Annotated in this window: 25 protein-coding genes; 12 read left to right on the top strand and 13 right to left on the bottom strand. The window is 69.7% G+C overall.

What is annotated here, in order from left to right; genetic code table 11:
- Nucleotides 1-57: 57 nt before the first annotated feature.
- Both AAY78_RS07800 and AAY78_RS07795 read left to right on the top strand, forming a co-directional pair.
- Nucleotides 58-975, top strand: coding sequence for a hypothetical protein (locus tag AAY78_RS07800; RefSeq protein WP_046747772.1), 918 nt, complete (start codon nucleotides 58-60; stop codon nucleotides 973-975).
- Nucleotides 976-984: 9 nt separating this feature from the next.
- Nucleotides 985-1,290, top strand: a complete 306-nt coding sequence (locus AAY78_RS07795) for a DUF4229 domain-containing protein (protein ID WP_046747771.1) — start codon at nucleotides 985-987, stop codon at nucleotides 1,288-1,290.
- Nucleotides 1,291-1,339: 49 nt separating this feature from the next.
- On the opposite strand, the gene AAY78_RS07790 is transcribed toward AAY78_RS07795, so the two are convergent.
- Genes AAY78_RS07790 through AAY78_RS07780 form a run of 3 tightly spaced genes read right to left on the bottom strand, consistent with a single transcriptional unit; the run spans nucleotide 1,340 to nucleotide 3,032 of the window.
- A complete protein-coding gene (locus AAY78_RS07790; RefSeq protein WP_052748694.1) occupies nucleotides 1,340-2,314 on the bottom strand; it encodes a 1,4-dihydroxy-2-naphthoate polyprenyltransferase in 975 nt (324 codons plus the stop codon).
- A gap of 51 nt (nucleotides 2,315-2,365) precedes the next feature.
- Nucleotides 2,366-2,656: a DUF4287 domain-containing protein gene (locus AAY78_RS07785; RefSeq protein ID WP_046747770.1), complete on the bottom strand. Its 291-nt coding sequence runs from the start codon at nucleotides 2,654-2,656 to the stop codon at nucleotides 2,366-2,368.
- Between the two features lie 13 nt (nucleotides 2,657-2,669).
- Entirely contained in the window at nucleotides 2,670-3,032 is a 363-nt protein-coding gene (locus AAY78_RS07780; RefSeq protein WP_046747769.1) for a cupin domain-containing protein, read from the bottom strand.
- Nucleotides 3,033-3,077: 45 nt separating this feature from the next.
- Here AAY78_RS07780 and AAY78_RS07775 point away from each other — a divergent pair, with 45 nt between their 5' ends.
- Nucleotides 3,078-4,103 (top strand): ArsR/SmtB family transcription factor, encoded by a 1,026-nt coding sequence (locus tag AAY78_RS07775; RefSeq protein WP_082108616.1) that lies wholly within the window; start codon nucleotides 3,078-3,080, stop codon nucleotides 4,101-4,103.
- A 15-nt stretch (nucleotides 4,104-4,118) separates the two neighbouring features.
- Here AAY78_RS07775 and AAY78_RS07770 read toward each other — a convergent pair whose 3' ends face one another.
- Nucleotides 4,119-4,577 (bottom strand): Lrp/AsnC family transcriptional regulator, encoded by a 459-nt coding sequence (locus tag AAY78_RS07770; protein WP_046747768.1) that lies wholly within the window; start codon nucleotides 4,575-4,577, stop codon nucleotides 4,119-4,121.
- A gap of 72 nt (nucleotides 4,578-4,649) precedes the next feature.
- Here AAY78_RS07770 and AAY78_RS07765 point away from each other — a divergent pair, with 72 nt between their 5' ends.
- Together AAY78_RS07765 and AAY78_RS07760 are read left to right on the top strand one after the other, a co-directional pair.
- Nucleotides 4,650-6,089: a DUF6421 family protein gene (locus tag AAY78_RS07765; RefSeq protein ID WP_046747767.1), complete on the top strand. Its 1,440-nt coding sequence runs from the start codon at nucleotides 4,650-4,652 to the stop codon at nucleotides 6,087-6,089.
- A 131-nt stretch (nucleotides 6,090-6,220) separates the two neighbouring features.
- Nucleotides 6,221-6,901, top strand: a complete 681-nt coding sequence (locus tag AAY78_RS07760) for an SDR family oxidoreductase (RefSeq protein WP_046747926.1) — start codon at nucleotides 6,221-6,223, stop codon at nucleotides 6,899-6,901.
- Between the two features lie 83 nt (nucleotides 6,902-6,984).
- On the opposite strand, the gene AAY78_RS07755 is transcribed toward AAY78_RS07760, so the two are convergent.
- Nucleotides 6,985-8,376, bottom strand: coding sequence for an MFS transporter (locus AAY78_RS07755; RefSeq protein ID WP_082108615.1), 1,392 nt, complete (start codon nucleotides 8,374-8,376; stop codon nucleotides 6,985-6,987).
- A 55-nt stretch (nucleotides 8,377-8,431) separates the two neighbouring features.
- On the opposite strand from AAY78_RS07755, the gene AAY78_RS07750 reads away from it, so the two are divergent.
- Complete coding sequence (locus AAY78_RS07750; RefSeq protein ID WP_046747765.1) at nucleotides 8,432-9,505, top strand: threonine aldolase family protein; 1,074 nt, start codon at nucleotides 8,432-8,434, stop codon at nucleotides 9,503-9,505.
- A gap of 12 nt (nucleotides 9,506-9,517) precedes the next feature.
- Here AAY78_RS07750 and AAY78_RS07745 read toward each other — a convergent pair whose 3' ends face one another.
- Nucleotides 9,518-10,123: an NUDIX hydrolase family protein gene (locus AAY78_RS07745; protein ID WP_046747764.1), complete on the bottom strand. Its 606-nt coding sequence runs from the start codon at nucleotides 10,121-10,123 to the stop codon at nucleotides 9,518-9,520.
- A gap of 120 nt (nucleotides 10,124-10,243) precedes the next feature.
- Here AAY78_RS07745 and AAY78_RS07740 point away from each other — a divergent pair, with 120 nt between their 5' ends.
- Nucleotides 10,244-10,900: an alpha/beta hydrolase gene (locus AAY78_RS07740; RefSeq protein WP_046747763.1), complete on the top strand. Its 657-nt coding sequence runs from the start codon at nucleotides 10,244-10,246 to the stop codon at nucleotides 10,898-10,900.
- Here AAY78_RS07740 and AAY78_RS07735 read toward each other — a convergent pair whose 3' ends face one another.
- On the bottom strand, nucleotides 10,901-11,194 hold the full coding sequence (locus AAY78_RS07735; protein ID WP_046747762.1) for a hypothetical protein: 294 nt from the start codon (nucleotides 11,192-11,194) through the stop codon (nucleotides 10,901-10,903).
- Between the two features lie 288 nt (nucleotides 11,195-11,482).
- On the opposite strand from AAY78_RS07735, the gene AAY78_RS07730 reads away from it, so the two are divergent.
- Nucleotides 11,483-13,099: an ABC-F family ATP-binding cassette domain-containing protein gene (locus tag AAY78_RS07730; protein WP_046747761.1), complete on the top strand. Its 1,617-nt coding sequence runs from the start codon at nucleotides 11,483-11,485 to the stop codon at nucleotides 13,097-13,099.
- Between the two features lie 47 nt (nucleotides 13,100-13,146).
- Here the strand turns inward: AAY78_RS07730 and AAY78_RS07725 are convergent, their stop codons facing one another.
- From AAY78_RS07725 to AAY78_RS07710, 4 genes are all read right to left on the bottom strand, one after another.
- Nucleotides 13,147-13,812 (bottom strand): response regulator, encoded by a 666-nt coding sequence (locus tag AAY78_RS07725; protein WP_046747760.1) that lies wholly within the window; start codon nucleotides 13,810-13,812, stop codon nucleotides 13,147-13,149.
- Nucleotides 13,809-15,080 (bottom strand): sensor histidine kinase, encoded by a 1,272-nt coding sequence (locus tag AAY78_RS07720; RefSeq protein ID WP_082108614.1) that lies wholly within the window; start codon nucleotides 15,078-15,080, stop codon nucleotides 13,809-13,811. Before AAY78_RS07720 ends, AAY78_RS07725 begins: the two co-directional genes overlap by 4 nt.
- Nucleotides 15,081-15,113: 33 nt before the next feature.
- Nucleotides 15,114-15,875, bottom strand: a complete 762-nt coding sequence (locus tag AAY78_RS07715) for a DUF998 domain-containing protein (RefSeq protein ID WP_156172627.1) — start codon at nucleotides 15,873-15,875, stop codon at nucleotides 15,114-15,116.
- Nucleotides 15,876-16,022: 147 nt separating this feature from the next.
- Nucleotides 16,023-16,430 (bottom strand): DUF6157 family protein, encoded by a 408-nt coding sequence (locus AAY78_RS07710; RefSeq protein ID WP_046747758.1) that lies wholly within the window; start codon nucleotides 16,428-16,430, stop codon nucleotides 16,023-16,025.
- Between the two features lie 70 nt (nucleotides 16,431-16,500).
- On the opposite strand from AAY78_RS07710, the gene AAY78_RS07705 reads away from it, so the two are divergent.
- From AAY78_RS07705 to AAY78_RS07690, 4 genes are all read left to right on the top strand, one after another.
- Nucleotides 16,501-21,081 carry an ATP-dependent helicase gene (locus AAY78_RS07705; RefSeq protein WP_046747757.1) on the top strand — a complete coding sequence of 1,527 codons (4,581 nt, stop codon included), beginning with the start codon at nucleotides 16,501-16,503 and terminating at the stop codon, nucleotides 21,079-21,081.
- Between the two features lie 23 nt (nucleotides 21,082-21,104).
- A complete protein-coding gene (locus AAY78_RS07700) occupies nucleotides 21,105-21,938 on the top strand; it encodes an EI24 domain-containing protein (RefSeq protein ID WP_046747756.1) in 834 nt (277 codons plus the stop codon).
- On the top strand, nucleotides 21,938-22,711 hold the full coding sequence (locus AAY78_RS07695; RefSeq protein WP_046747755.1) for a DNA-formamidopyrimidine glycosylase family protein: 774 nt from the start codon (nucleotides 21,938-21,940) through the stop codon (nucleotides 22,709-22,711). The genes AAY78_RS07700 and AAY78_RS07695 overlap by 1 nt, the downstream gene beginning before the upstream one ends.
- 80 nt (nucleotides 22,712-22,791) lie before the next feature.
- Nucleotides 22,792-23,199 (top strand): DapH/DapD/GlmU-related protein, encoded by a 408-nt coding sequence (locus tag AAY78_RS07690; protein WP_017829277.1) that lies wholly within the window; start codon nucleotides 22,792-22,794, stop codon nucleotides 23,197-23,199.
- A gap of 23 nt (nucleotides 23,200-23,222) precedes the next feature.
- On the opposite strand, the gene AAY78_RS07685 is transcribed toward AAY78_RS07690, so the two are convergent.
- Complete coding sequence (locus tag AAY78_RS07685) at nucleotides 23,223-23,882, bottom strand: LuxR C-terminal-related transcriptional regulator (RefSeq protein ID WP_046747754.1); 660 nt, start codon at nucleotides 23,880-23,882, stop codon at nucleotides 23,223-23,225.
- Nucleotides 23,875-25,119, bottom strand: coding sequence for an ATP-binding protein (locus AAY78_RS07680; RefSeq protein WP_046747753.1), 1,245 nt, complete (start codon nucleotides 25,117-25,119; stop codon nucleotides 23,875-23,877). The genes AAY78_RS07685 and AAY78_RS07680 overlap by 8 nt, the downstream gene beginning before the upstream one ends.
- Between the last annotated feature and the right edge of the window lie 114 nt (nucleotides 25,120-25,233).

Below are 25,233 nucleotides of genomic sequence, written 5' to 3'. Positions count from 1 at the left end.
CGCGCGACAACCGTGGTCCGGTTCGCCCCCACCGGCCGTATCGACGACGATGGGGAGATGCTGTGGCCCTTCGGATCGACCTGGCGCCCCGTGCGACAGCGACGGCGTGACACCGTCGACCTGCGCTGGCTCAGCGCGAGGACCTGGACCAGGCGCTGGTATCCGCAGGGCGTCGACGTCGGCGAATGGCGCGGCCGACGCACCCTTGCCGTGAGCTGGTTCCGCCAGGAGCTGTCAGGAGAGCATCTCGCCTCCCGCGTGACGCTCGTCGATCTCGAGCGCTCGCGTCACCTCGACGTCCTGCTCGCGACCGCCGACGACGACGGCGAACTGCACCCGGCGCGGATCCACGCCGGGGGACTCGCGTGGTTCGGGGATCGGCTGTTCGCCGCCGCGACGGGCCAGGGCATCTGGGAGTTCGATCTGTCGGACATCCGTACCGTGCGCGGCGCTCTCGCCCAGCGGCTCGCCGGGTCGAACCGCCGCGGCGGACGCAGCACCGCTCTCGTCGCCGTGCGAACCAGGGTGCATCCCATCGCCCTGCGCTGCTCGTACCTCGGGCGGGTGTTCGACGACGACGGCTCCCCGCTCGCACGGGTGCTCATCGGTGAGCATCGCCCGGACGAGAGCGGAAGGATCGGCGAGTTCGCGATCCCCGTCGACCTCGCCGGCGAGTTCACCGAGGCGGACCGCTTCACCCCCGGCATCGCACGGATGCAGGGCGCCGTCCGCTGGGGCCGGCATCACTTCGTGTCGCAGTCCGACCGCATGCACCCCGGCACACTCTGGAGCGGCCGACGCGGGGCTCTCGCTCCGGACGCCGTCCCTCTCCCCGTCGGGTGCGAGGACCTGGCTCTCGACCTCGAGGCCGGACTGCTCTGGTCGCTCGGAGAGCACCCCTGGCGACGGGTGGTGCGCGGCATCCCCTTCGCCAGGCTCGGGATCGGCGACGAGGGCTCCCGACGGCGAACGTAGACTGGAGGGGTGAAGAAGCCCGCGCCTTTCCTCGTCTACACCGTGCTGCGGCTGCTGGCGTTCCTCGTGCCGCTCGCCATCCTCTGGTTCTTCTTCCCGATCTTCCGGGAGTTCTGGTGGCTCGCAGCGATCTTCGCCGCGCTCATCGGCATGAGCATCTCGATGCTGTTCCTCCGCGCGCCGCTCACCGACGCGTCTGCCCGCCTGCAGGAGCGCCGCGAGAGCCGTTCATCCGGCGGTCAGTACGACGCGGACGCCGAGGACCAGGCGATCGACGAGTCGAACGATCCCGTCGACGGCGACGCCAAGCTCTGAGGCTCCCGCGAGCCGGATCAGCCCACGGCCGGATCAGCCCACGGCCGGATCAGCCCACGAAGGCCCAGAACAGGGCCCCGGCGTACAGCAGCGACGTCAATGAGGTGAGCGCGAGAGCGGTCACCAGCTCTTTCGGCTGCCGGTACGACCAGACGATGGCGATGGCCGGCAGACCGGCGAGCAGCGCCAGCAGGGAGATCCACGCGATCGGGAACCCCAGTGCCAGGAATGCGGCGATGCCGAACGGCGCGAGCACGAAGAGCGTGAAGAGCACCTGGGTGGCCCTGCGCCCGATCAGCACCGTGAGGGTGCGCTTGCCCACCTCGCGGTCCTGGTCGACGTCGCGCAGATTGTTGGCGAGCAGCACGGCGCAGGCGAACAGACCTGTCGCGATCGCGCCGAGCCAGGCCTGCTGCGGCAGGGCGAAGATCTGCACCCAGGTGGTGCCGAGCGTGGCGACGAGTCCGAAGAAGACGAAGACGAACACCTCGCCGAAGCCGTAGTACCCGTACGGCCGCTTGCCGCCGGTGTAGAACCACGCCGCGACGATGCAGGCGGCGCCGACGGCCAGCATCCACCACTGCCCGGTGCGGATCACGATCCCCAGACCCACGAGAGCGGCCAGGGCGAAGAACACCAGGCCGATGATCAGCACGGTGCGCGGCTTCACCCGCCCCGAGGCCGTCAGGCGCGCAGGTCCGACCCTGTGCGCATCGGTGCCGCGGACGCCATCGCTGTAGTCGTTCGTGAAGTTCACGCCGATCTGCAGCAGCACCGCGACCGCGAGGCAGGCGAGCGCGATGACCCAGTGGAACTCGGGCCCGGTGCTGCGCGCGGCGCCCGTGCCGATGACGACGGGTGCGATCGCGAGCGGCAGGGTGCGCAGGCGCGCAGCGCCGATCCAGTCCCCCGCCGTCACCGGTCCGGCTTCGACCACCGGACGCTTCGCCGGGTTGCCACTCGTGTGCACCGGCGTGCGCTTCGCGGACGGGTTCTTCTTCTTGCGCTGGGAGGATGCTGCCACGCAGGGAATCCTACTGGCCGACCCGATGCCGGACCTCAGCGGGACGGCGCATCAGGGGTTCGGGTTGGTGTCCTTGCCGTCGAGCCACAGGGTGTCGGACCGGTCGCCGTGGGCGCCGCCCTTGCCCACGTGCTTGTCGCTGATCTGCGGCCCCTTGGTGATCACGTGCACGAGGGCCATCGCGTGACCCTGTCCCAGTTGGTAGTCCTCTTTGAGCCACGCGACGATCGGCGTCGCCTTGGTCGTCTGGTCGAACCCCTTCTCGGCGGCGAGTTCGATGAACTGCCGCGGGGTGAGGCCGGTCTTGGTCTCGATGTTGTCGAGGTATGCCTGGAAGGACATGGTGCTCCTGTGGTCAGTCCTCGTCGAGGAATGTCTGGATGATGGTGGCGGAGGCGTGGATGCCGATGATCTTGAGCACCCCGTCACCGACGTTGGTGAAGCGGTGCGGCACATGGGCGGGTCCGGTCGCGGTATCGCCTGCTCCGGCGACGAAGGTCTCCTCGCCCACCGTGATCGAGGCGATGCCCTCGATCACGACCCAGGTCTCAGGATAGGGATGCCAGTGCAGACCCGGCCCCTCCCCCGGCTGGTTCTCGACGAAGAAGTAGGACACGGCGGCGCCGTGTTCGACCCCGACGAACCTCCGGCTGCGCCCCGTGCCGATGCGGATGTCGTCGGCCGCGACGACGCCGGAGAGAGACGGTGTGCTGTTCATGGCTCCAGTCTCGACAGACCCTTCGCCTGCTCCTAGAGTTTCGATGTGGATCGAAACTCTAGCCCGATCGAGGGCGTCGAGCACCCGGATCATCGTGTCGAGTTCCATCTGAGCCCCGGCGACGTCGAGGCGGTGCGGTTCGGCATCTCCCCCGGGCACGAGCTCGCGCACGCGGTGAGGGTGTTGCGGCGTCCGGCCGCCCATCCGCTGCAATGGGGGTGGCTGCGCGCCGTTCGCGAACAGCTCCCGCGCCGCGACTTCGCACTGCTCTCCACCGTGATCGGCGACGACGGCTACCTGCCCGACTTCCTCACGACCACGCCCCGATGGGATCTGACCCCCGAGGCCGAGCTCGACGAACTGCGCGCGGCACCTCTCGATCCGATGCGCGTCGACTTCGGGAAGATGGTGCAGCGTTCGACCGGCGCCCGCCGACAGGCCCTACGCGAGATGCAGGACCATCCCGAGCGCGCCCGTGACATGATCGCCGACGGGTGGGCCGCCGTATGGGAGGCGGCACTCGCCCCGGTGTGGCCGCAGCTCGAGCGCTTGCTCCGTGCCGACATCGCTGTGCGCGCCCGCACCATCACGACAGCAGGTATCGCCGGCATGGCCGGAGACCTGCACCGCCAGGTGACCTGGAGCGCGGGCGCCGTGCGCGTCTCCCTGCGTCGCCACAGCGAGCAGGTCGACTGCCGCGGAAGCGGACTGGTGCTGGTGCCCTCGGTCATGTCGTCGTGGGGCTGCATGGTGCTCACCGAACCTCCGGCGCAACCCACGCTGTTCTATCCGGCCCGCGGCGTCACCGCAGGCTGGGCCCGAGACGCCGCCGACATCGAGGATGCTCTCGGCGCCCTGCTGGGACCGGCGCGGGCGGCGATCCTGCTCCAGGCCGGCGCCGCCCGCACGACGACACAGGTCGCGCACGATGCGGGCCTCGCGATATCGACGGCGTCACATCACCTCTCGGTTCTTCGAGATGCCGGCCTGGTCACCAGCGAACGCGACGGCGCCAGGATGCACCACCTGCGCACCCCGCTGGGCGAGGCCCTGGTGGGTGCCGCGCTCTGACACCCGCCGTACGGGCTACTCCGCGGAGCCCACCGGGATGATCGGCCGGTGCTCGTAGTACGTCTGCAGCACCACCGTCGTGCGGGTGCTGACGTTCGCCGCCAGGCGCACGTCGCGCACGAGCTCTTCGAGTGCGCGCGGCGACGGCACCCGCACGAACAGCATGTAGCTCGCGTCACCGGCGATGGAGTGACAGGCCTCGATGGCATCGAGGTGCTCGAGCAGTTCCGGGGCGTTGTCCGGCTGGGCGGGGTCGAGCGGCGTGATCTCGATGAACGCCGAGAGCGGTGTGCCCACCTGTTCGGGGTCGAGGATCGCGCGGTAGCCGGAGATGACACCCCGCGTCTCCAGCCTGCGCAGGCGCGACTGCACGGCCGACACCGACAGCCCCACGGCGTCGGAGAGCTGCGAGAGCGTGGCACGGCCGTCGCGGGAGATGGCGGTCAGGATCGCGCGGTCGACAGAGTCATCCATAGCTGTAAGATTATCGTCAGGATTCCGTTTATGCCGGAATCTTTCCGCCAAACTCTCCGATCGGAGGTCCCGATGTCCCTTCTTTCCGCCAACAGTTCCGCTGTCCAGGCCATCGTCGGCGAACCCGAGGTCGTCGAGGACGCATCGATCGCCGAGCAGTCCGCCGCGTGGGCTCAGCTCAAGGACGCCGCGATCGCGATCCGCGAGATGCAGATCAAAGACGGCTCGATCCCGGATGCCGCGCACCACGCCGCCGCCCGGGAACTCGTCGGTGCGATCACCGCCGCGATCCGCGCACTCGCCCCCGCCTTCCCGCACGACGCCGAATACCTCGCCGCCTCCGTGGTCGACTTCGAGCGCTGGGTCTCGGAAGACTTCGGTGTGCCGGACTTCCTCGACTCGCTCGTGGCCTTCCAGCCGCAGCAGCACCGCGTCGACGGCATCCGCCACCTCGTCGTCTTCCCGATGTACACGCAGAACGGCTCGAGCGACCGCCTGGTCGAGGCGCTGATCGTCGAGACGATCTGGCCGGAGTTCATCGCGGCACTCGAAGCCGGCGACTACGGCAACAAGCTGTTCGTCTCGCTGCGTCTGGTCGATTTCACCCCCGGCTACGACACGAACTCGGCCGTGCTGTTCCCCGAGACCGTCGCGATGCGCGAGATCCCGACCTTCACGTGGGGCGCGATCTTCCAGGACCGCGAGGCGGCCCGCTACCGTCGTGTCACCCGTGCCGCTGCCGAGATCACCAACCTCGACCTGCCGGAGCGCGCGGCCGCGATGCTCGACGACCAGCAGATGACCGAGAAGACCTTCGTCATGTGGGACATCATCCACGACCGCACCCACATGCGCGGCGATCTGCCCTTCGACCCGTTCATGATCAAGCAGCGGATGCCGTTCTTCCTCTACTCGCTGGAGGAGATGCGCTGCGACATGACGGCGTTCCGCGAGTCGGTGAAGATCGAGCGTGCTCTCGCTGCCCGCATCGAAGCCGGCGAGGAGCTCACCGAGATCGAGCAGGAGACGCACGACTACGCGCACCTCGTGCAGTACGCGGTGATCTTCGATCGCATCTTCCGCTTCTCGATCACGGGCACTCGCACGCGCAACTACGACGCGGTCGGCGGACAGCTCCTGTTCGCGTGGCTGCACCAGCGTGGCGTGCTGCACTGGACCGACACCGCTCTCGCGTTCGATTGGGACGCCGTGCCGGATGCCGTGGTGGCTCTGGGAGATGCGATCGACGACCTGTACTGGCACTCGATCGACCGTCCGAAGGTCGCGCACTGGCTCGCCGCATACGAGCTCGTCCGCGGCACGCTCACCCCGCACCCGGCGTCTCAGTGGGCCCGCGGCTTGTCCGACGAGATCCTCGCCGGGGCACCGAAGGGCTACACCGACGCCGTGATGGACGACGAGTTCCCGCTGTCGATGTTCTTCGAGACCCTCGACAAGAAGATGAAGCCGGTCATCGAGTCGACCGTCGGAATCCGCGGCACGGACGACTGATGACCACGCGCGCACCGCGCGCGTTCCGAGTGTGACGCTGGGGCGCACCGCGCTGCGGCCGGAACCTCTCGTGCGGGATCTCCCGCAGGTTCCGGCCGCGGAAGCCCCTCCGATCCGGGAGAGTGGACGACATGGCTGAGCACGTGGCACACGAGGCCGAGCGCACCGAATCGACGGCTTCCGGACGCATCGTCCTGCTCGCCGGGGCCACCAGTGCGGCCGGCCTCGCGGTGACGCGGGCGCTGGTCGCCGCGAACGCACGGGTCTTCGCGACCGGCCGCTCGGAGGAGCGCCTGCAGGAGTTGGCGCGTGCCGGGGCTCAGGTCGAGGTCGCCGATGCGACCTCTCTCGACGAGATGACCGCCCTGGCCTCGCGGCTCGGCCCCGTGGATGCAGTGGTTCCGCTGATCGGAGGGTGGAGAGGAGGCGGGGGCCTGGCCGGACAGTCCGATGAGGACTTCGCCGCGCTGCTCCCCGCGCTCGACGCCGTGCGAGCCACGAGCCGGGCGTTCGACGATGTGGTGCGCGCCTCAGACGCCGGACGCTTCGCGATCGTCTCATCCACCGCCGTCGCGCGCCCCCTCGCCGGCGGGGCGAACTACGCCGCGGTCAAGGCTGCGAGCGAGGCCTGGGCGCGAGCGGTGGCCCAGGGATACGCCAAGGCCGCACGCGAAGCCGACGAGCCCCTGCGCACCGCGTCCGTGGTGTTCCGCGCCAAGGCACTCGATCCCGATGCGCTGGCCGCCCGGATCGTCGCGCTGTGGGACGAGGACGCGACCGCGCTCAACGACCGGGTGCTGGACCTGGGCTGATCCCCGGCCCGGCACGGCACGGCACCGAGGCTCCCTCGATGCCGTCTCGATGCCCCCTGTCCGCTCCTGCGCGGCGGTCAGCGTCAGCGGGAATCCGGAGGCATCCCCGGAACCACGGGTGGAGCATCCGCCCCCTCCGGTTCCGGCGCGTCGATCTCCTGCTCGGGAGCCTCGGCGTAGAGCTCGGTGAGTTTGCGATAGGAGCGCGTGAAGAAGGCCAGCGTGGCGGCGACGACCATGATCAGTCCGGCGAAGAGGCAGATCAGCGCGATGCCTCGCGCCTCGCCTTCTCCGAGCAGCCACCCCCACTGCTGCTGCCCCTGGGCGGTCCTCATGTAGGGGATGATCAGGAATTCGGCGATCGGGGCGATCAGGAAGGCCGTGAGCGGAGCCGCCGCCGCTTCCATCGCTGCGGCCACCCCGAACACACGCCCCTGACGCTGGAACGGCACGACCTTCTGGATCACGGTCTGCTCCGCGGCCTCGACCGGAGGCACCAGTGCCATGTACACCCACATGCCGACCACGTAGAGCGGCCACCACTCTCGCAGCATGAACACCGACCCGAGCAGTCCCATCGCGATGACCACGAGCAGCATCGTGCGCATGGGCTTGGGACCGAGGCCGAACTTGGCCACCAGCCCGCCGCCGACGAGGAAGCCGGTCGAGGCGAAGGCCAAAGCGAACCCCCAGGTCTGGGCATCGAAGAGCGTGAGCCCGTAGGGGTCCATGAGCGCCATGTAGACGCCCCCGATGAGGTTGTTGAACGTGGAGAAGATGATCAGGGCGAACAGCCCGGGCGCCAGCCGGATGGCCTGCACGCTTCCCCGGAAGTCGAGGGCGCTGGAGGCGTTCGGGTCGGGCTCCGGAGCGCCCTCAGGGATGCGGATGAACAGCAGGTGCGCGAAGGTGAGCGCCATGGCGGCGATGGCGATCGCCAGGGTCCATCCCATGCCGAGGAAGCCGATCGACAATCCCGAGAACACACTGGTGACCAGGAAGGCGATGCCCTGCACCGTGCCGACCAGACCGTTCGCGTTCGCGCGCCTCTCCTCGGGGATGAGCAGGGTCACGGTCGTGGACAGCGCGATGTTGCGCAGCTGCTCGATCACGCCGCCGAACAGGATGATGCCGGAGAACAGCCAGAACCACGGCCCTCCCAGATCGAGCAGCGCCGCCTCCGGCTGCCAGAGGTAGAGCACCCCGGCGACGAGGAAGGAGACCGCGGAGATGATGCTCGAGATCACCATGACGGTGTGCTTGCGGTTGCGATCGACGATCGTGCCGAACGCCATCGCGAAGAACGCGACGAACAGCATGTAGGCACCGCCGATGATTCCGGTGGCCAGCACCGACTGCGTCTCGATGTAGACCCAGAACGTCAGCGCGAACCACAGGAAGCTCGTCGTCACGTTCGCGATGAGCGTGTTGACGAGGACGTTGGCGAAGGCTCTCTTCGCTACGGTGCGCTCCATGGATTCGAGGGTAGAGCGGGGCGGGGACATCCGGTAGGGCGATTAGGCTTGAGCGGTGAGCATCCAGCATGACCCCGCGATCCGGGGCTTCGCCAGTGACAACTACTCCGGTATCCACCCCGACGTCCTCGCGGCCATCGCCGCGGCGAACGGAGGCCACCAGAGCGCCTACGGCGAGGACGCGTACACCGCGCGCCTGCAGGAGGTCTTCCAGGAGCACTTCGGCGAGGGCGTGGAGGCGTTCCCGGTGTTCAACGGCACCGGCGCGAACGTCACCGGCCTGCAGTCGATGCTGCCGCGTTGGGGGGCGGTGATCGCCGCTTCGACCGCCCACATCAACGTCGACGAGGCCGCGGCCCCGGAGAAGATCGGCGGCTTCAAGCTGCTGACCGTCCCCACCGACGACGGCAAGCTCACGCCCGAGCTGATCGACCGCGAAGCCTGGGGCTGGGGCGACGAGCACCGCGCACAGCCGCTGGTCGTCTCGATCACCCAGACCACCGAGCTCGGCACGCTGTACGCAGCCGAGGAGATCCGCACGATCGCCGACCACGCGCACGAGCGCGGCATGAAGCTGCACCTCGACGGTGCGCGCCTCTCGAACGCGGCAGCGGCCCTCGACCTGCCGCTGCGTGCGTTCACCCGCGACGCCGGCGTCGATGTGCTGACCTTCGGCGGCACCAAGAACGGCGCCATGCTCGGCGAGGCCATCGTCGTGCTGAACCCCGACGCCGCCGACGGCCTGAAGTACTCGCGCAAGTTCAACATGCAGCTGTCGTCGAAGATGCGGTTCGTGTCGGCGCAGCTGATCGCTCTGCTCGAGACCGACCTGTGGCTGCGCAACGCGAAGCACGCGAACGCCATGGCGGCGCGTCTGCGTTCGGAGATCGAGGCGGGCATCGCCGACGGCTCCATCCGTGGCGTCGACTTCACCCAGCCGACGCAGTCCAACGGCGTCTTCGCCACGCTCCCGGACGGCGTCGCCGACCGGCTGCGCGACTCGTTCCGCTTCTACGACTGGGACGCGGCGCGCAAGGAGGTGCGCTGGATGTGCGGTTTCGACACCGAAGAAGCCGACGTCGACGCCTTCGTCGCCGAGCTCTCGCGCCTCACCACAGCCGGAGCCTGAGCACCGGAGGTATCAGCGCAGCAGACCGAGGCTCGCGAGAGCCTGACGGATGAGAGTGCCTCGACCGTTCTCCATCTCGGCGGCGACCGCGTCGGAACCGGCGGCCTCCGGCGAGAACCAGGTGACCTCGAGCGCATCCTGCCGTGGCTCGCACGTGCCGGTCACCGGCACGACGAAGGCCAGCGACACCGCATGCTGCCTGTCGTCGTGGAAGGCACTCACGCCGGGGATCGGGAAGTACTCGGCCACGGTGAACGGCAGCGGCTGCGGCGGAAGCAGCGGGAAGGCCATCGGGCCCAGATCGTTCTCGACGTGGCGGAAGAGGGCGTCGCGGATCGTCTCGCCGAAGCGGACGCGCCCGGAAACGATCGTGCGGGTCATCTCCCCCATCGGGGTGGAGCGCAGCAGGATGCCGATCTCGATCACCTGGCCGGAGCCGTCGGTGCGCACCGGGATCGCCTCCACATAGAGCATCGGCAGCCGACGCCGAGCCTCTTCGAGCTCGAACTCGCTCAACCATCCGGGGTTCGCATCGGGCGCAGGGCGATTCGAATCCGGGAACTCGCCGAGACCGTCGTCGTCGGGTTCCGGATCAGGATCAGGTGTGCGGACCGCCATGTGTCCTTTCTACCAGCCGTCCCTCAGAACCGACACCGCGCCCGGCCATGCGCCTCGAGTGGACGGCCGACGCGCGACGGCTGAGCAGACGATGAGGGTGGCCCCTGGCAGGATGACGGTGTGAGCGAGAACCTGACGATCGACGACTCCGCGACCCGATGGTCGTCCACCGACCGTGCAGGGGCGCCTCTGCTGGTCCTCCTGCACGGTTACGGGGCGGACGAACACGACCTCGTCGGACTCATCCCCTACCTCCCCGAGGGCATCGCCGTGGCCTCCGTCGCCGCTCCGCTCGCCCCTCCGTGGCCCATGCCGGGGCGCTCCTGGTACCCGATCGAAGGACTCGACGGACGCAGCTCGGAGGCGGTCACCGCCGCGGCAGACGCCTTCCTGCGCTGGCTCGACTCCGCAGCCGCCGAGGCCCCGTCGGTGGCGCTGCTCGGCTTCTCTCAGGGCGCGGCGGTGGCGCTGCAGGCCCTCCGTCTGGCCCCGGAACGCTTCGGCGCGGTGGCGGCGCTGAGCGGATACGCCGCACCGGGAGACCTTCCGAACGACGAGGCACTGACCGAGCTGCGCCCACCGGTGTTCTGGGGTCGGGGCACGCACGACGACGTCATCCCGCCGGCGCTGGTCGACCACACGGCCCAATGGCTGCCGACGCACTCCGAGCTGTCCGGTCGGGTGTACACCGGACTCACGCACAGCATCTCGGAGGAGGAACTGACCGACGTGCATCGCTTCCTCACCAAGTGGGTCGAGGGGATCGCCGCGAGCTGATCAGCGCTCCGGCTCCTCCTCGGACGCACCGGAGTCGTCACCAGGGCGCCCGTCGGTCTCGTCGCCCCCGTCGCGCTCGCCCTCGCGCTCGCTCCGTGTGCGGGAACCGGATCCGCCGCCCGAGGTGATGGCGACGGAGAGGGCGACGCCGATCGCCACTCCGATTCCGATTCCGAGGGCCCAGTTCTGCAGGGCGGCGCCCAGCGACGCCCCGATCGCCACTCCGAGCGCGAGCCCGACACCCAGGCCCATACGCGAACGCGACTCCTGCGGACTCGGATCGTGATCTGCCATGCCTCCACGCTACGCACCGGTGGAGGCGACGGCATCCCCCGCGCGACGGACAATCCGACACGCCCGGGGTTGCGCGATCGCGACACGCCCGGGTATCGTCGGGGAGTCCTGTCCGCCGTGTCTGGAAGTCCTTTGATCTGATCCGTCGCCTCCGCGCTCATCTTTCCGCGCGCTGACCCGACGATCGCCGACTCCACGGCAGACCCACTCCTCCCCATCCCGTGACGCGTGTCACGGCCCGGCAGGGGCTCGGTGTCAGTGCACCCTCGCACTCGACAGGAGACACTCATGTCAACCCCCACAACTCTTCACGCCTCGGTCGTCCTCGACCGGCTCACCTTCACCTGGCCCGACGGCTCGATCGCGCTCGACGGCATCTCCGGGTCCTTCGGCTCGGGACGCACCGGGCTCGTCGGACGCAACGGCGCCGGCAAGTCCACGCTGCTGCGACTGATCGCCGGCGAGCTCGACTCCACCTCGGGCGTCGTCACCGCATCCGGCGAGGTCGCGTACCTTCCGCAGCAGCTGACACTCGATGTCGACCGCCGCGTCAGCGACCTCCTCGGGGTGTCCGAAGCCCTCGATGCCGTGCGGGCGATCGGCACGGGCGACGTCGACCCGGCCCACTTCGATGCGGTCGGGGACGACTGGGACATCGAAGCGCGCGCGGAGGCGTCGCTGGCCGAGGCCGGACTGGCCCCGGACTTCCTCGACCGCACGGTCGGCGAGCTCTCGGGAGGGGAGGCGGTGCTCGTCGCGATCGCCGGCATCCGTCTGCGCCGCGCGCCCATCACGGTCCTCGACGAGCCGACCAACAACCTCGACCGCGACGCCAGAGCGAAGCTCGCGGCGATGGTGCGCGCCTGGAAGGGCACGCTCATCGTCGTGAGCCACGACCTGTCTCTGCTCGAGCTGATGGACGACACCGCCGAGCTCTACGCCCAGACGCTGAGCGTGTTCGGCGGCCCGTACTCCGAGTGGCGGGCGTGGCTGGACGCCGAGCAGGATGCGGCGAAGCAAGCCGAGGTCACCGCCGCCCAGGTGCTCCGCAAGGAGAAGCGTCAGCGGATCGAAGCCGAGGTGAAGCTCGCCCACCGCGCACGCACCGCGAAGAAGGCGGAGATCGAGAAGCGCGTCCCGAAGATCGTGGCCCACGGGCGCAAGATGGCCGCTGAGGTCTCGGCGGGCCGACTGCGCACCGAGGTCGGAGCGAAGGAGGATGCGGCGCGGTCGCTCCTCGATGAAACGGGGCGCCGTGTGCGCTCTGATGCATCGATGAAGATCGAACTGCCCGACCCGCAGGTGTCCCGCAGCCGCCGCATCGCGACGGTCGGCGATCACGAACGAGCCTGGGTGATCCAGGGTCCGGAACGGGTCGCACTGATCGGCCGGAACGGGGCGGGCAAGACCACGCTGCTGGAGCGGTTGGTCGCCGGCTCGGCTCCGGACGAGCATCCGCTGCACGCCGAGGCCCACACCGACCTGATCGGCTACCTGCCGCAGCGGGTCGACGGACTCGACGAGCAGCGCTCGGTGTTCGAGAACATCGCCGCCGCAGCACCCCACGTGCCGGAGAAGGAGCTGCGCAACCGGCTCGCCCGGTTCCTCATCCGAGGAGCCACGGCCGAGCGCCCTGTGGCGTCCCTCTCCGGCGGTGAGCGGTTCCGCGTCGCGCTGGCGACGCTGCTGCTCGCCGACCCCGCACCGCACCTCGTGGTGCTCGACGAGCCGACGAACAACCTCGACCTCGACACGGTTGACCAGCTCGTCGAAGCCCTCCGCGCCTACCGAGGCGCCGTGCTCGTCGTGAGCCACGACGACGCATTCCTGCGTCGCCTCGACCTCGATCTGACGCTCGAGATCGACGGCGAAGGCGCACTGCAGGAGGTGACGCTCGAGCCCTGACGCGGACGTGCGACGTCGGGGAGAGAGCTCCCTGACGTCGCACCCCGTCAGACCAGACCGATCTCGTACGCGAGGATGACGGCCTGCACGCGGTCACGCAGATCGAGTTTCAGCAGCACCCTGCCGACATGGGTCTTCACGGTCGACTCGGACACGAAGAGGCTCTCACCGATCTCGGTGTTGTTGTACCCCTTGGCGATGGCGAGGAACACGTCGCGCTCCCGCTCGGTCAGCACGTCCAGGCGCGCATCCCCACGCTCCGCCTGTCGGGGCAGGCGTGTGGCGAACAGATCGAGCATCGACCGGGTGACACGCGGCGAGACCAGAGCATCACCGGCGGCGATCGCCCTGATCGCCGCCGTCAGCTGCGCGGGCGGAGTGTTCTTCAACAGGAAACCACTCGCTCCCGCACGAAGGCTCCCGAACGCGTACTCGTCGAGGTCGAAGGTCGTGAGCACCAGCACCCTGCTCGACGGAGTGCCCCTGACGATGCGCCTGGTCGCCTCGATGCCGTCCATCTCCGGCATCCGGATGTCCATCAGGATCACGTCGGGGCGCAGATCCGCGGCCATGTGCACAGCCTCGGCTCCCGATGCTGCCTCGCCGACGACCTTCATGTCGTCTTCGGCGTCGAGCACCATCCTCATCCCTCGCCGGATCAACTCGTGATCGTCGACGATGAGCACCCGGATCGGGATCGGTTCCTCGGTCATCGCTGGTCCTCCTGTTCGGGGATCTCCACCCGCACGCGCCATCCGCCGTCGGGCAGAGGTCCGGTCTGCACTGTTCCGCCGGCCAGCCGCGCCCGCTCACGCACGCCGACGAGCCCGCGACCCGACCCCACCGAGGCGGCGGGTGGTCCCGGCTGCCCGTCGTCGGTGACCTCGATCACGAGGACGTCGTCGCGGAAGTCGAGCAGCACCCGCACCTCACGCGGATCCTTCGCGTAGCGCAGCGCGTTCGTGAGCGCCTCCTGCACGATGCGGTGGATCGTGTTCTGCAGAGCGGGCGACGAAGGCGCACTCCCCTCCGTGCGCACCGACACGGGGAGCCCCGCCGTGCGGAAGGTCTCGACGAGCGGCACGAGCTCGGCAAGTCCCGGATTCGGTCGCAACGAACCGTCTTCTTCGCTCTCCGCCGTGTCGTCGCCCAGAGCACCGAGCAGCTGCCGCATCTCGACGAGCGACTGCCGCCCGATCTCGCCGATCTCCTGCACGGCGTCCCTCGACCGCTGCGGGTCCTTCTCGGCCAGGGCATCCGCACCGTCTGCGAGCGACACCATCACCGACACGCTGTGCGCCACGACATCGTGGATCTCGCGCGTGATCCTGGCGCGCTCGGCCAGAGTCGCGATCCGTGCCTGCTGGTCGCGTTCGCGGGCGAGCTGATTGGCGCGATCGAGGATCGCTCCGATATACCGCCGCCGGTCACCCACGTTGACTCCGAGGAGGGCAGCGATCAGCATCACGGCGAGGAACAGCACGCTCGTGGGTACCGAGACGAAGAGACGTTCCGGATCGGGTTCGCGCAGCCAGTCCAGGGCAGGGAGGACGAGGACCCCTCCCACCACGGTGATGCCGAACGCGATCCAGCCGCTGCGATTCGACCGGTAGACGAACAGCGCGTAGACCGCGAGGCTGACCCCGAACGTCTCGACGACGGTGTCGGTGACGAACGCGACGACCGCACCCGCCCCGAACACCAGGTACGTGAGCGAGGGTCGATGGGAGCGGAACATCAGGGAGGCGGAGGTCACCACGCTCACGAACAGCGGGATCATGTACGGCCACGCGGGCGACCATACGCCGGAGGACAGCGGAGTGACCAGGGACCAGAACGCACTCACGACCAGGTAGCCGGCGGCGAGGAGTCCGTCGAAGAGCCAGGGGTGCGTCTTCCAGAACCGCCCCAGCGCGCCGGGAGGCCGAGGCAGACCCATCGCTCTGGCCTCTCCGGCGGCGACGGGTGCTGGCTCTCGCATGGGTCGACTCTACGCACCGCATCCTGGACTCCGTCAGCGAGAGACGACGAGGAGCGATCCGGTCGCGGTGCGACGCTCCCCCACCAGAGCGCCGGTCTTCTCCTTCGAGACCCGGACCCACGTCTGCCTGCGCGCCGCACCTGCACGCTGGGCGAACGCGGTGTCCATCCCGAGGATCGCGAGCCAGCCCATGCCGATCGTGGTCGCGACGAGCTCGAGGATGCTGCCGATATCGGTGCGGAACTGCAGCAGCGAGAGGAGGCCACCGGCCGCCGCGATCACCGCGGTCGAGATACCCGCCACCAAGGAGAGGATCCGCAGCGTGCGCCTCCCCTCGACGAACGACACCTGGAGCATCGCGAACGCGGCCAGCGCGAAGGCGAGGACGGCGACGGTCGTGTGCACGAGGTCCTGCCAGGTGAAGGCCGGCCCGACGGGAAGCGGGCATCCCGTCGTGCATGTGACCTGGGAGGCCACCAGGAACAGCGCGGACGCCATCGCCACCGAGAAGGACGGCGTCCAGATGCTCAGCCAGGGCACCGTCGACCGCAGTCCGCGTGCCGCCCACGCGACCGAGAGACCACCCACGACGAGGAGCAGCAGGGCGAGCTCGAACCATCCGGCCGTCGGCTCTCCGTCGGCTCCGAGGCCGCTCACGTACAGGACCCGGTCGATGCTCAGACGGGCGACCCAGATGATGCTCAGAGCAGCGGCGACGAGCACGCTTCCGACGATCGAGGCGATGACACGGAGAGCGCTGGCGGCGGGGTGGGGAAGGGTGTTCTCGACGGGCATAGGGCGACGGTAAAAGCGGAGGCCACCCCGTCGCGTCGGCCCGAAGTGCCCACTGTCAGGGGCCGTCGTACCTCAGTACGAGGCACCCTGCTCGTCAGCTTCGCCGGCGTGGGCCTCTGCCGCCTCCTCGGCGAGCGTGAGCAGGTGTCACGCCCGCCGACTCCGCATCGCCCGAGTGTGCGCGAGCGCGGGGTCTGCGGCGAGCGCCGTGTACTCCGCCGAGTCCCGCGGAACCAGGGCGACCCGACCCTCCGCGTCGTGATGGACGCCCCATCCGTAGCGCTTTCCCAGCGGCGAGGAGCGCAGGCAGGGCTGTCCCTTCGCGAAGAACGACGCCCGTGCGGCAGTGTCGTCCACGGCGATGCCGTTGCGCAGCGCATACGTCTCGAAGATCACGTCGTCGGAGGTGCGCGCGTAGGGCTGCTCGGCGATCAGACGGTAATGCATCGCCGCGATCGAGGGCTTCTCGGCGACCGGCGGCTCGGTCGCGTGCGCGATCGGGCAGTCGTCGGCGACCTCGATGAACGTGTCGACGTAGTTCGTGGTGTGCGCCATTCCCCCAGCATCCTCCCTCCCGCCGACATCGTCACGCCCCGATGTCTGCGGCCTCGACGATGATGGAGGGATGAGCGACGTGCTCGACCGCTTCACTCCCGCCACGCAGGACTGGTTCCGGGGGGCGTTCCCCGCGCCCACTCCCGCGCAGGCGGGTGCCTGGAACGCGATCTCCGCCGGCAAGCACGCCCTCGTGGTCGCCCCGACCGGATCGGGCAAGACGCTGTCCGCGTTCCTGTGGGCGATCGACAGCGTGTTCCGCGAGCGCATGGGCGAGACCACGCCGTCGGCGAAGGGCGAGCCCCGAACGCGCATCCTCTACATCTCCCCCCTGAAGGCGCTCGGCGTCGACGTCGAGCGCAATCTCCGCTCCCCGCTGATCGGCATCGGCCAGTCGGCCAGACGGCTCGGGGTGACGGCCCCTGCGGTCACCGTCGGGGTGCGCTCCGGCGACACGACATCGCGCGACCGGCGAAAGCTGGTGTCCGATCCGCCCGACATCCTCATCACGACCCCCGAGTCGCTGTATCTCATGCTCACGAGCCGCGCGGGCGAGACGCTGCGTGGCGTGCACACCGTGATCATCGACGAGGTGCATGCCGTCGCCGCCACCAAGCGCGGAGCGCACCTCGCCGTCAGCCTCGAACGGCTCGACGCCCTGCGCCGCGCGAACGGCGTCGAGACACCGGCTCAGCGTATCGGCCTCTCCGCCACGGTGCGGCCGATCGACGAGGTGGCCCGGTTCCTCGGCGGCTCTGCCCCGGTCGAGATCGTGGCACCTCCCGCCTCCAAGACCTTCGAGCTCGGTGTGGTCGTCCCGATGGACGACATGACGAATCCGCCTCCACCGCCCGGAGTTCCGGGAGACACCGACGAAGCCGAATACTCCGAGGTCACCGGTTCGGTATGGCCGCACGTCGAGGAAGCGATCGTCGACCGCATCCTGCAGAACAACTCGACGATCGTGTTCGCCAATTCCCGTCGGCTGGCCGAGCGCCTCACCGGGCGACTGAACGAGATCTACTCCGAGCGGATCGGCGTACCCCTCCCCGATACGACCGTGCCCGCCGCGATGATGGCCCAGGCCGGAGCCACCGCGGGGGCCGATCCCGTGCTCGCGAAGGCGCACCACGGATCGGTGTCGAAAGAGCAACGGGCACAGGTCGAAGAGGAGCTCAAGTCCGGAGTGCTGCGCTGCGTCGTGGCGACGAGCAGTCTCGAGCTCGGCATCGACATGGGTGCCGTCGACCTCGTGATCCAGGTCGAGGCTCCGCCGTCTGCGGCCTCGGGTCTGCAGCGGGTCGGCCGCGCCGGGCACCAGGTGGGCGAGATCAGCCGGGCCGCCCTCTTCCCGAAGCACCGCGGCGACGTGCTGCACACCGCGATCGTGACCGAGCGCATGCTGGCGGGCAAGATCGAGGCGATCCAGGTGCCGCGCAACCCGCTCGACATCCTCGCCCAGCAGACCGTCGCGGCGAGCGCGCTGGGAGCCATCGGCGTCGAGGAGTGGTTCGAGACCGTTCGCCGATCGGCGCCGTTCCAGGCGCTCCCGCGTTCGGCGTACGAGGCGACGCTCGATCTGCTGGCGGGCCGCTTCCCCTCGGACGAGTTCGCCGAACTGCGGCCACGCCTCGTGTGGGATCGTGACGCCGGCACGCTGACGGGAAGGCCGGGGGCACAACGCATCGCGGTGACCAGCGGCGGCACGATCCCCGACCGCGGCCTGTTCGGCGTGTTCGTCGCGGGCGAGACGACCGGCGCCAGGGTCGGCGAGCTCGACGAGGAGATGGTTTACGAGTCGCGGGTGGGCGATGTGTTCACGCTCGGCACGACGAGCTGGCGGATCGCCGAGATCACGCACGACCGCGTGAACGTGATCCCCGCTTACGGGCAGCCGGGCAAGGTGCCGTTCTGGCACGGCGACGGCATCGGTCGGCCGTTCGAACTGGGCGAGGCGCTGGGGGCTTTCTCGCGCGAGGTCTCGGCGGCGACGCCCGAGAAGGCGGCACAGCGGCTCATCGATGCGGGGCTCGACGAGCAGGCACGGACGAACCTCATGGCCCATCTGACCGAACAGCGCGAGGCGACGGGCACGCTCCCCACCGACCGCACCCTCACCGTCGAGCGCGGCCGCGACGAGGTCGGCGATTGGCGGGTGATCCTGCACTCGCCCTACGGGATGAAGGTGCACGCGCCCTGGGCTCTGGCGATCAACGCCCGAGTGCGCGAGCGTCTCGGCGTGGAAGGATCGGCGGTCGCGAGCGACGACGGCATCATCGTGCGCATTCCCGATGCCGAGGCGGAACCGCCCGGTGCCGAGCTGTTCGTGTTCGACCCCGAGGAGTTGGAACTCCTGGTCACCCAGGAGGTCGGCGGCTCCGCGCTGTTCGCCTCCCGCTTCCGCGAATGCGCGGCCAGGGCGCTGCTCATGCCCCGCATGAACCCGAACAAGCGCACACCGCTGTGGCAGCAGCGGCAGCGGTCGGCCCAACTGCTCGAGGTCGCCAGGCGCCATCCGACGTTCCCGGTGATCCTGGAGACCCTGCGCGAGGTGCTGCAGGATGTCTACGATCTGCCGTCGCTGCGCAAGCTCGCGACATCGATCGCCGACCGACGCATCCGCCTGGTCGAGACCGAGCCGGGCCAGCCGTCGCCATACGCGCGCGACCTGCTGTTCGGCTACGTGGGCGCGTTCATGTACGAAGGAGACTCTCCGCTCGCCGAACGGAGGGCGGCCGCGCTCTCGGTCGACCCCGCTCTGCTCGGGGAGCTGCTGGGCACGGTCGAACTGCGGGAACTGCTCGACCCCGACGTGATCGCGCAGTTCGAACGCGAGGCCCAGCGTCTCGATCCCGACCGCCGCGCACGAGGCCTCGAGGGCGTCGCGGACCTGCTCCGGATGCTCGGCCCGCTCGACGCCGAAGAGGTCACTGCGCGCCTCGACCCCGAATCGACAGCAGGTGCCTCGGCAGCCGCTCTGCTGGACGACCTCGTCACCGCGCGACGGGCGATCCCCGTCACGATCGCCGGAGCGACCAGGGTGGCAGCGATCGAGGATGCCGGTCGGCTGCGTGATGCGCTCGGCGCAGCGCTGCCCACGGGAATCCCGGTGGCGTTCCTCGAACCGGTCGCGGATCCGCTCGGCGACCTCGTGGCTCGCCATGCCCGCACGCACGGGCCGTTCACGACAGATGCCGTCGCCTCCCGATTCGGGCTCGGTGCCGCCGTCGCGCGGCATACGCTGCAGCGGCTCGAGACGGCAGGACGGCTCACGAGCGGGTACTTCCTGCCCGAGGCGGCAGGCAGCGGCGACGCGGTCGAGTGGTGCGACTCCGAGGTGCTGCGTCGGCTCCGGATGCGCTCGCTGGCGGCCATCCGCGGTTCGGTCGAGCCGGTCTCTCCCGAGGCATACGCACGGTTCCTCCCGGATTGGCAGCACATCGGTCGTCCGCTCGAAGGCGTCGACGGCGTGCTGAACGTGATCGAGCAGTTCGCCGGTGTACCGATCCCCGCGAGTGCGTGGGAGTCGCTGATCCTGCCCTCCCGCGTGCGCGACTACTCCCCGGCGATGCTCGACGAACTGACGGCATCGGGGGAGGTCATCTGGTCCGGACACGGCACCCTCCCGGGACGGGACGGCTGGGTGTCGCTGCATCCGGCCGACATCGCGCCCTTCACCCTCCCGGAGCGCGACACCGAGATCGCGTCCGACTCCCTGGAGTCGCGCATCCTCATCGCGCTCGACGTCGGGGGTGCCTACTTCGCCGGACAGCTGAAAGACATGGCGGCGGCCGAGAACGAGCAGTCGGTGCTCGAGGCGCTGTGGTCTCTGACCTGGGCGGGCTACGTCACCAACGACACCTTCGCCCCCATCCGCTCGCTCCTCACCGGCGGCTCGCAGGCGCACAAGGTCAAACGCCGTGCGCCCCGCGCCCGCACCTACCGCGGGGTGTCCTTCACCGGGACCGCGGCACCCCGCCCGCCCTCGATCGGCGGCCGCTGGTCGCTGCTGCCGGCGCTCGAGACCGATCCTGCCCGCCGGGCGACCGTCACCGCAGGGCTCCTGCTCGACCGCTACGGCGTCGTCACGCGCGGCGCCGTGCAGGCTGAGGGTGTTCCCGGCGGCTTCGCCCAGGCCTATCGGGTGCTCGCGGGCTTCGAAGAGGCGGGGCATTGCCGCCGGGGCTACGTGATCGAGAAGCTCGGAGCTGCGCAGTTCGCCGCGTCCGGCACCGTCGACCGGTTGCGCACCTATGCGGGCCTCGCGGATCCGCCGCCGCGCAAGAGCGTGACTCTCGCGTCGACCGATCCGGCGAACCCGTACGGCGCCGCCCTCGGCTGGCCCAAGCTCGACGGGGTCTCGCATCGTCCAGGGCGCAAAGCGGGCGGTCTGGTCGTGCTCGTCGACGGTGCACTGGTGCTGTCCCTCGAACGCGGCGGACGCACCGTGCTGTCGTTCAGCGACGACGCCGAGGTGCTGCGCGCCGCGGCCTCCGACCTCGCGGCCACCGCGCGCGCCCGTCGCCTCGACACGCTCACCGTCGAGAAGATCAACGGCGAGGGCGTCTACGGCACTGAACTCGCCCTCGCACTGCAGGAGTCCGGCTTCGTGGCGACCCCTCGCGGATACACGCTCCGCAAGGTCGTCTGAGCACTACGCCTACGCTGGAAGCCATGATCCGCGAGTTCGCCACCGGTATCCGCACACTGCTGCGCGGCTTCGGGCTGTGGCGCACCCGGCCGGGACTCATGCTGCTCGGACTGGTCCCCGCGGTCATCGCATTGCTCCTGCTCGCTGCCGCGCTCGTACCGCTGATCATCGGTCTGCCGTCGGTCTCCACGTGGCTGACGCCGTTCGCCGAGGGGTGGCTCGAACCGTGGCGCGGCCTGCTGCGGTCTGCGGTGAGCTTTGTGATCGTCGCGGCCGCGCTCGCCCTGGCCAGCGTGGTCTTCAGCGCCCTCACCCTGACCATCGGCGATCCGTTCTACCAGCGCATCTGGCATGCGGTCGAGGCCGACCTCGGCGACGCGCCCCCGGCCGACGGCGGCAGCTTCTGGACCACTCTCGGCGAGGGACTCCGCCTGGTTCTGCTCGGAATCCTGATCGCGATCGTCGTGCTCCTCATCGGTCTGATCCCTGCCGTCGGCGGGTTCTTCGGCCCCATCGCCGGAGTCGTCCTGACCGGTCGACTGCTGGCCCGAGAGCTCACGGGTCGAGCCTTCGATGCCCGCGATCTCAGCCCCGCCCAGCGCGCTACCCTGTTCTCGGGCAGCCGGGCGCGGGTTCTCGGCTTCGGAGTGGCGACACAGCTCTGCTTCCTGATCCCTGGCGGAGCCGTCGCGATCATGCCGGCCGCCGTGGCCGGAAGCACGATGCTCGCGCGAGACATGCTCGCGCGAGCCGGATTCGCCACGTCCCCCACCACGCTGCCCACCACACCGCCCGTCGCGCCGCCCACCGCGTCGCCGCGCACCCCGCCGCCGCCCACTCCCATCGGCGCCCCCTGATGCCCGAGGGCGACACCGTCTTCCGCACGGCACGACGACTCGACGAAGCTCTGGCCGGCGCGGAGGTCACCCGATTCGACCTGCGCGTGCCCCGATTCGCCACGCTCGACCTGACCGGCCAGCCGGTGCATGCCGTGATCCCCCGCGGCAAGCATCTGCTCATGCGCATCGGCGACAGCACACTGCATTCGCATCTGCGCATGGACGGCGCGTGGTTCACCTATCGCCCCGGCGAGAAGTGGCGGCATCCGGCGTTCAAGGTGCGTGCGGTCGTCGGTACGCCGCGGGGCGAAGCCGTGGGCGTCGACATCGCCGAGATCGAGGTCGTCCCCACCCGTGACGAGGATCAGCTCGTCGGTTACCTCGGACCTGATCCGCTCGCCGACGACTGGGATGCGGCAGAGGCAGTCCGACGTCTCGAGGCCGACGCCCGCAGCATCCACGTCGCCCTCCTCGATCAGCGCAACGTCGCGGGATTCGGCAACGAGTACGCCGCAGAACTCCTGTTCCTCCGAGGAATCCTGCCGACCAGACCGACGCCGGAGGTCGATGTCGCCGCCCTCCTCGACCTCGGTGTGCGCACGATCCGCGCCAACCGGGACCGCCGTCACCGCACCTTCACCGGCGTCGATCGGCCCGGCCAGGGCACCTGGGTGTACGGCCGCGCCGGACGTCCGTGCCGACGCTGCGGCACCTTGATCCGGCGGGGCGAGCAGGGCGCCGATCCGACCCGCGAACGCATCACCTTCTGGTGCCCCTCCTGTCAGCACTGACCACATCCATCCGCGGGAATGAATCCGCCCCTGTCGTGGTTGTTGATATATCCGGAGAACTCCGGAGCACGGGAGGAATCGTGGGCAAGAACTACGTCGACATCGAGAACGACCAGGGCGCGACGCTGCGGTATCGCAAGCACGCGAACGGCCGGGGTCTCGTCGCGCATGGCGCGAAGGTGCACCCGAAGGCACACATCGAGGCGGGTGCCTATATCGAACCGGGGGCGCGCGTCGGTGCCGGCGCGACCATCGCCCGCGGTGCCTGGATCGACGAAGACGCCGTGATCGGCGAGGGCGCGTTCGTGGACGCGCACGCGCACGTCGGCCATGGCGCGGCGATCGGCGACCACGCCTACGTGGGCGTCCGCACCGACATCGGTGCCGGAGCGCGCATCGTCCGCGGTGCCAGGATCGGCGACGACGAGACGGTCGCGGCCGGACTCACCATCGCGACGGATCAGAAAGGTCTGTGGCTCGCGGCCTGAGCGACCTCACCCGAGCGGTGCGCTCACAACAGCCGCCGCTCGGAGGCCCATGCCGTGAGTTCGTGTCGTGAGGAGAGCTGAAGCTTGCGCAGCACCGACGACACATGCGTCTCGACCGTCTTGATCGAGATGAACAGCTCCGACGCGACCTCTTTGTACGCGTAGCCCCGAGCGATCAGGCGCATGACCTCCTGCTCGCGTGCCGAGAGCCGGTCGAGTTCGTCGGTCGCTGTCGCGGTCTCGCCGGCGACCGCCCCGAAGGCGTCGAGCACGAAGCCGGCAAGCCTCGGCGAGAAGACCGCATCGCCCTCGGCCACGGCCCGCACCGCGCTGCTGACCTCGACGCCGGATGAGCCCTTCGTGATGTAGCCCCGCGCGCCGGCGCGGATCACCCGCACCACGTCGGCCGCGGCGTCGGACACGCTCAACGCGAGGAAGCGGGCATCGGTCGGAGACGACCCGCGGATCACCGCCTCACCTCCGGCCGCGTCCTCGCCGGCGCCGCCCGGGAGATGCACGTCGAGGAGAACGACATCCGGTCGCGTCTCGCCGATCACCGCGATCGCCGACGGCACATCTGCCGCTTCGCCCACCACATCGACGCTCGCATCGAGGTCTGCGCGCAGGCCGGAGCGGAAGATCGAGTGATCGTCGACGATCACGACACGGATGATCTCAGCCATGGTGCTCCTCCCGAGCCGTCGCACGCGGTACCGGCCGCTCCTGGTTGGACGGTGTCATGATGCGCAGATGCACCTCTGTGCCGCTCTCATCGCTGCGAACCCCTCCACTGCCACCCGCACGGCGCATCCGTCCGATGATCGACTCGCGCACGCCCAACCGATCGCTGGGCACCTCATCGAGCTGGAATCCCGGGCCCCGATCGCGGATGAACACATCGACGCCTGACACGCTTCCCTCGATGTACACCGAGATCTCGCCTCCTGCGTGGCGGGCCGCGTTCAGGATCGCCTCCCTGGCGGCGGCGGCGAGCTCTCCGCTCGCCCGCTCTGTCGACAGGCCGGCGGAGACCACGTCGATGCGCACCGGGTAGTCGAGCTCCAACGCTCCGGCATAGTCGCGCAGGTCGGTCGGAAGATCACTATCGGCCGGAGCATCGCCGTCGTACAACCAGGCACGCAGCTCGCGCTCCTGCGCCCTGGCGAGGCGCGCAGCTTCGCTGGAAGCTCCCGCCCTGTTCTGGATCAGCGCCAGTGTCTGCAGCACCGAATCGTGCAGGTGGGCGGCCATCTGGCTGCGCTGCTCCTCGCGGATGCGGCGCACCCGCTCACCGGACAGCTCGCGCCATCGGGGTATCAACGACGAGGACACCACGGCCGCGAGCCCGACCAGCGGGAGCAGCACCAGCGCCACGCCCGAACGGGCCACCGGCCAGGACAGCAGGATCGTGAACAGCAGGGCCAGCAGGACGATCGAGAGGATCCGGATGCTCAGCGTGTGCCGTGGCCCCCGTGCGGTGTCGGTGCTGTCGATCAGCGTCGCCCAGAGCCCGGCGCCGGTCGCGAAGACCACCGTTCCGCCGACGACGACCGCCGCGACATCGGGAGGGATCGACCCGGTCAGCCAGTCGCTGCCGCCACGCCACACCAGCACGACGAGGACCCCCACGGCCGCGGGAGCCAGCAGCAGCCACGCCACGGGCATCCGTCTGGTCGGTGCGTCCTCACCCTCCGCCCACGGCGTGAACATCCAGCACCAGGCGTAGAGCAGCACCCCTGCACCGCCGCACAGCGCGAGGGCGATGAACAGAGCGCGCACCATCCACGGCCGTGCGCCCAGGTGGCGTGCGAGTCCGGCACTGACGCCGGCGACCAGGCAGTCGCGATCGCGGGTCAGCGACGGGCGCGGTGGAGCGGCGACGCGCGGAGGTCGCGCGGGAGCGTGCGCCGAAGAGGACATGTCGCCATCCAATCATCCGCGCCGATGCTCCGGGGGCTCCCCCGGCGAGAATCAGGGGTCGCTCAGGGGTTCCCCCCATGGCACAGCGCCCCGCGCCACCGCCAGGATCGAAGC

Source organism: Microbacterium sp. Ag1, assembly GCF_001005635.1.
GTDB classification, from domain to species: Bacteria; Actinomycetota; Actinomycetes; order Actinomycetales; family Microbacteriaceae; genus Microbacterium; species Microbacterium oxydans.
Note: the sequence above shows the minus strand (reverse complement) of the source record. Positions and strands in the feature narration are given on the sequence as shown.

What these genes read in the sequence shown, in the direction of transcription:
- AAY78_RS07785 (WP_046747770.1), bottom strand. Translation starts at nt 2,656, where the DNA reads ATGTCCTTCCAGGCATACCTCGACAACATCGAGACCAAGACCGGCCTC.
- AAY78_RS07705 (WP_046747757.1), top strand. Translation starts at nt 16,501, where the DNA reads ATGAGCGACGTGCTCGACCGCTTCACTCCCGCCACGCAGGACTGGTTC.
- AAY78_RS07770 (WP_046747768.1), bottom strand. Translation starts at nt 4,577, where the DNA reads ATGGATGACTCTGTCGACCGCGCGATCCTGACCGCCATCTCCCGCGAC.
- AAY78_RS07760 (WP_046747926.1), top strand. Translation starts at nt 6,221, where the DNA reads ATGGCTGAGCACGTGGCACACGAGGCCGAGCGCACCGAATCGACGGCT.
- AAY78_RS07765 (WP_046747767.1), top strand. Translation starts at nt 4,650, where the DNA reads ATGTCCCTTCTTTCCGCCAACAGTTCCGCTGTCCAGGCCATCGTCGGC.
- AAY78_RS07695 (WP_046747755.1), top strand. Translation starts at nt 21,938, where the DNA reads ATGCCCGAGGGCGACACCGTCTTCCGCACGGCACGACGACTCGACGAA.
- AAY78_RS07800 (WP_046747772.1), top strand. Translation starts at nt 58, where the DNA reads ATGCTGTGGCCCTTCGGATCGACCTGGCGCCCCGTGCGACAGCGACGG.
- AAY78_RS07755 (WP_082108615.1), bottom strand. Translation starts at nt 8,376, where the DNA reads ATGGAGCGCACCGTAGCGAAGAGAGCCTTCGCCAACGTCCTCGTCAAC.
- AAY78_RS07725 (WP_046747760.1), bottom strand. Translation starts at nt 13,812, where the DNA reads ATGACCGAGGAACCGATCCCGATCCGGGTGCTCATCGTCGACGATCAC.
- AAY78_RS07780 (WP_046747769.1), bottom strand. Translation starts at nt 3,032, where the DNA reads ATGAACAGCACACCGTCTCTCTCCGGCGTCGTCGCGGCCGACGACATC.
- AAY78_RS07720 (WP_082108614.1), bottom strand. Translation starts at nt 15,080, where the DNA reads ATGCGAGAGCCAGCACCCGTCGCCGCCGGAGAGGCCAGAGCGATGGGT.
- AAY78_RS07730 (WP_046747761.1), top strand. Translation starts at nt 11,483, where the DNA reads ATGTCAACCCCCACAACTCTTCACGCCTCGGTCGTCCTCGACCGGCTC.
- AAY78_RS07715 (WP_156172627.1), bottom strand. Translation starts at nt 15,875, where the DNA reads ATGCCCGTCGAGAACACCCTTCCCCACCCCGCCGCCAGCGCTCTCCGT.
- AAY78_RS07700 (WP_046747756.1), top strand. Translation starts at nt 21,105, where the DNA reads ATGATCCGCGAGTTCGCCACCGGTATCCGCACACTGCTGCGCGGCTTC.
- AAY78_RS07735 (WP_046747762.1), bottom strand. Translation starts at nt 11,194, where the DNA reads ATGGCAGATCACGATCCGAGTCCGCAGGAGTCGCGTTCGCGTATGGGC.
- AAY78_RS07710 (WP_046747758.1), bottom strand. Translation starts at nt 16,430, where the DNA reads ATGGCGCACACCACGAACTACGTCGACACGTTCATCGAGGTCGCCGAC.
- AAY78_RS07685 (WP_046747754.1), bottom strand. Translation starts at nt 23,882, where the DNA reads ATGGCTGAGATCATCCGTGTCGTGATCGTCGACGATCACTCGATCTTC.
- AAY78_RS07745 (WP_046747764.1), bottom strand. Translation starts at nt 10,123, where the DNA reads ATGGCGGTCCGCACACCTGATCCTGATCCGGAACCCGACGACGACGGT.
- AAY78_RS07680 (WP_046747753.1), bottom strand. Translation starts at nt 25,119, where the DNA reads ATGTCCTCTTCGGCGCACGCTCCCGCGCGACCTCCGCGCGTCGCCGCT.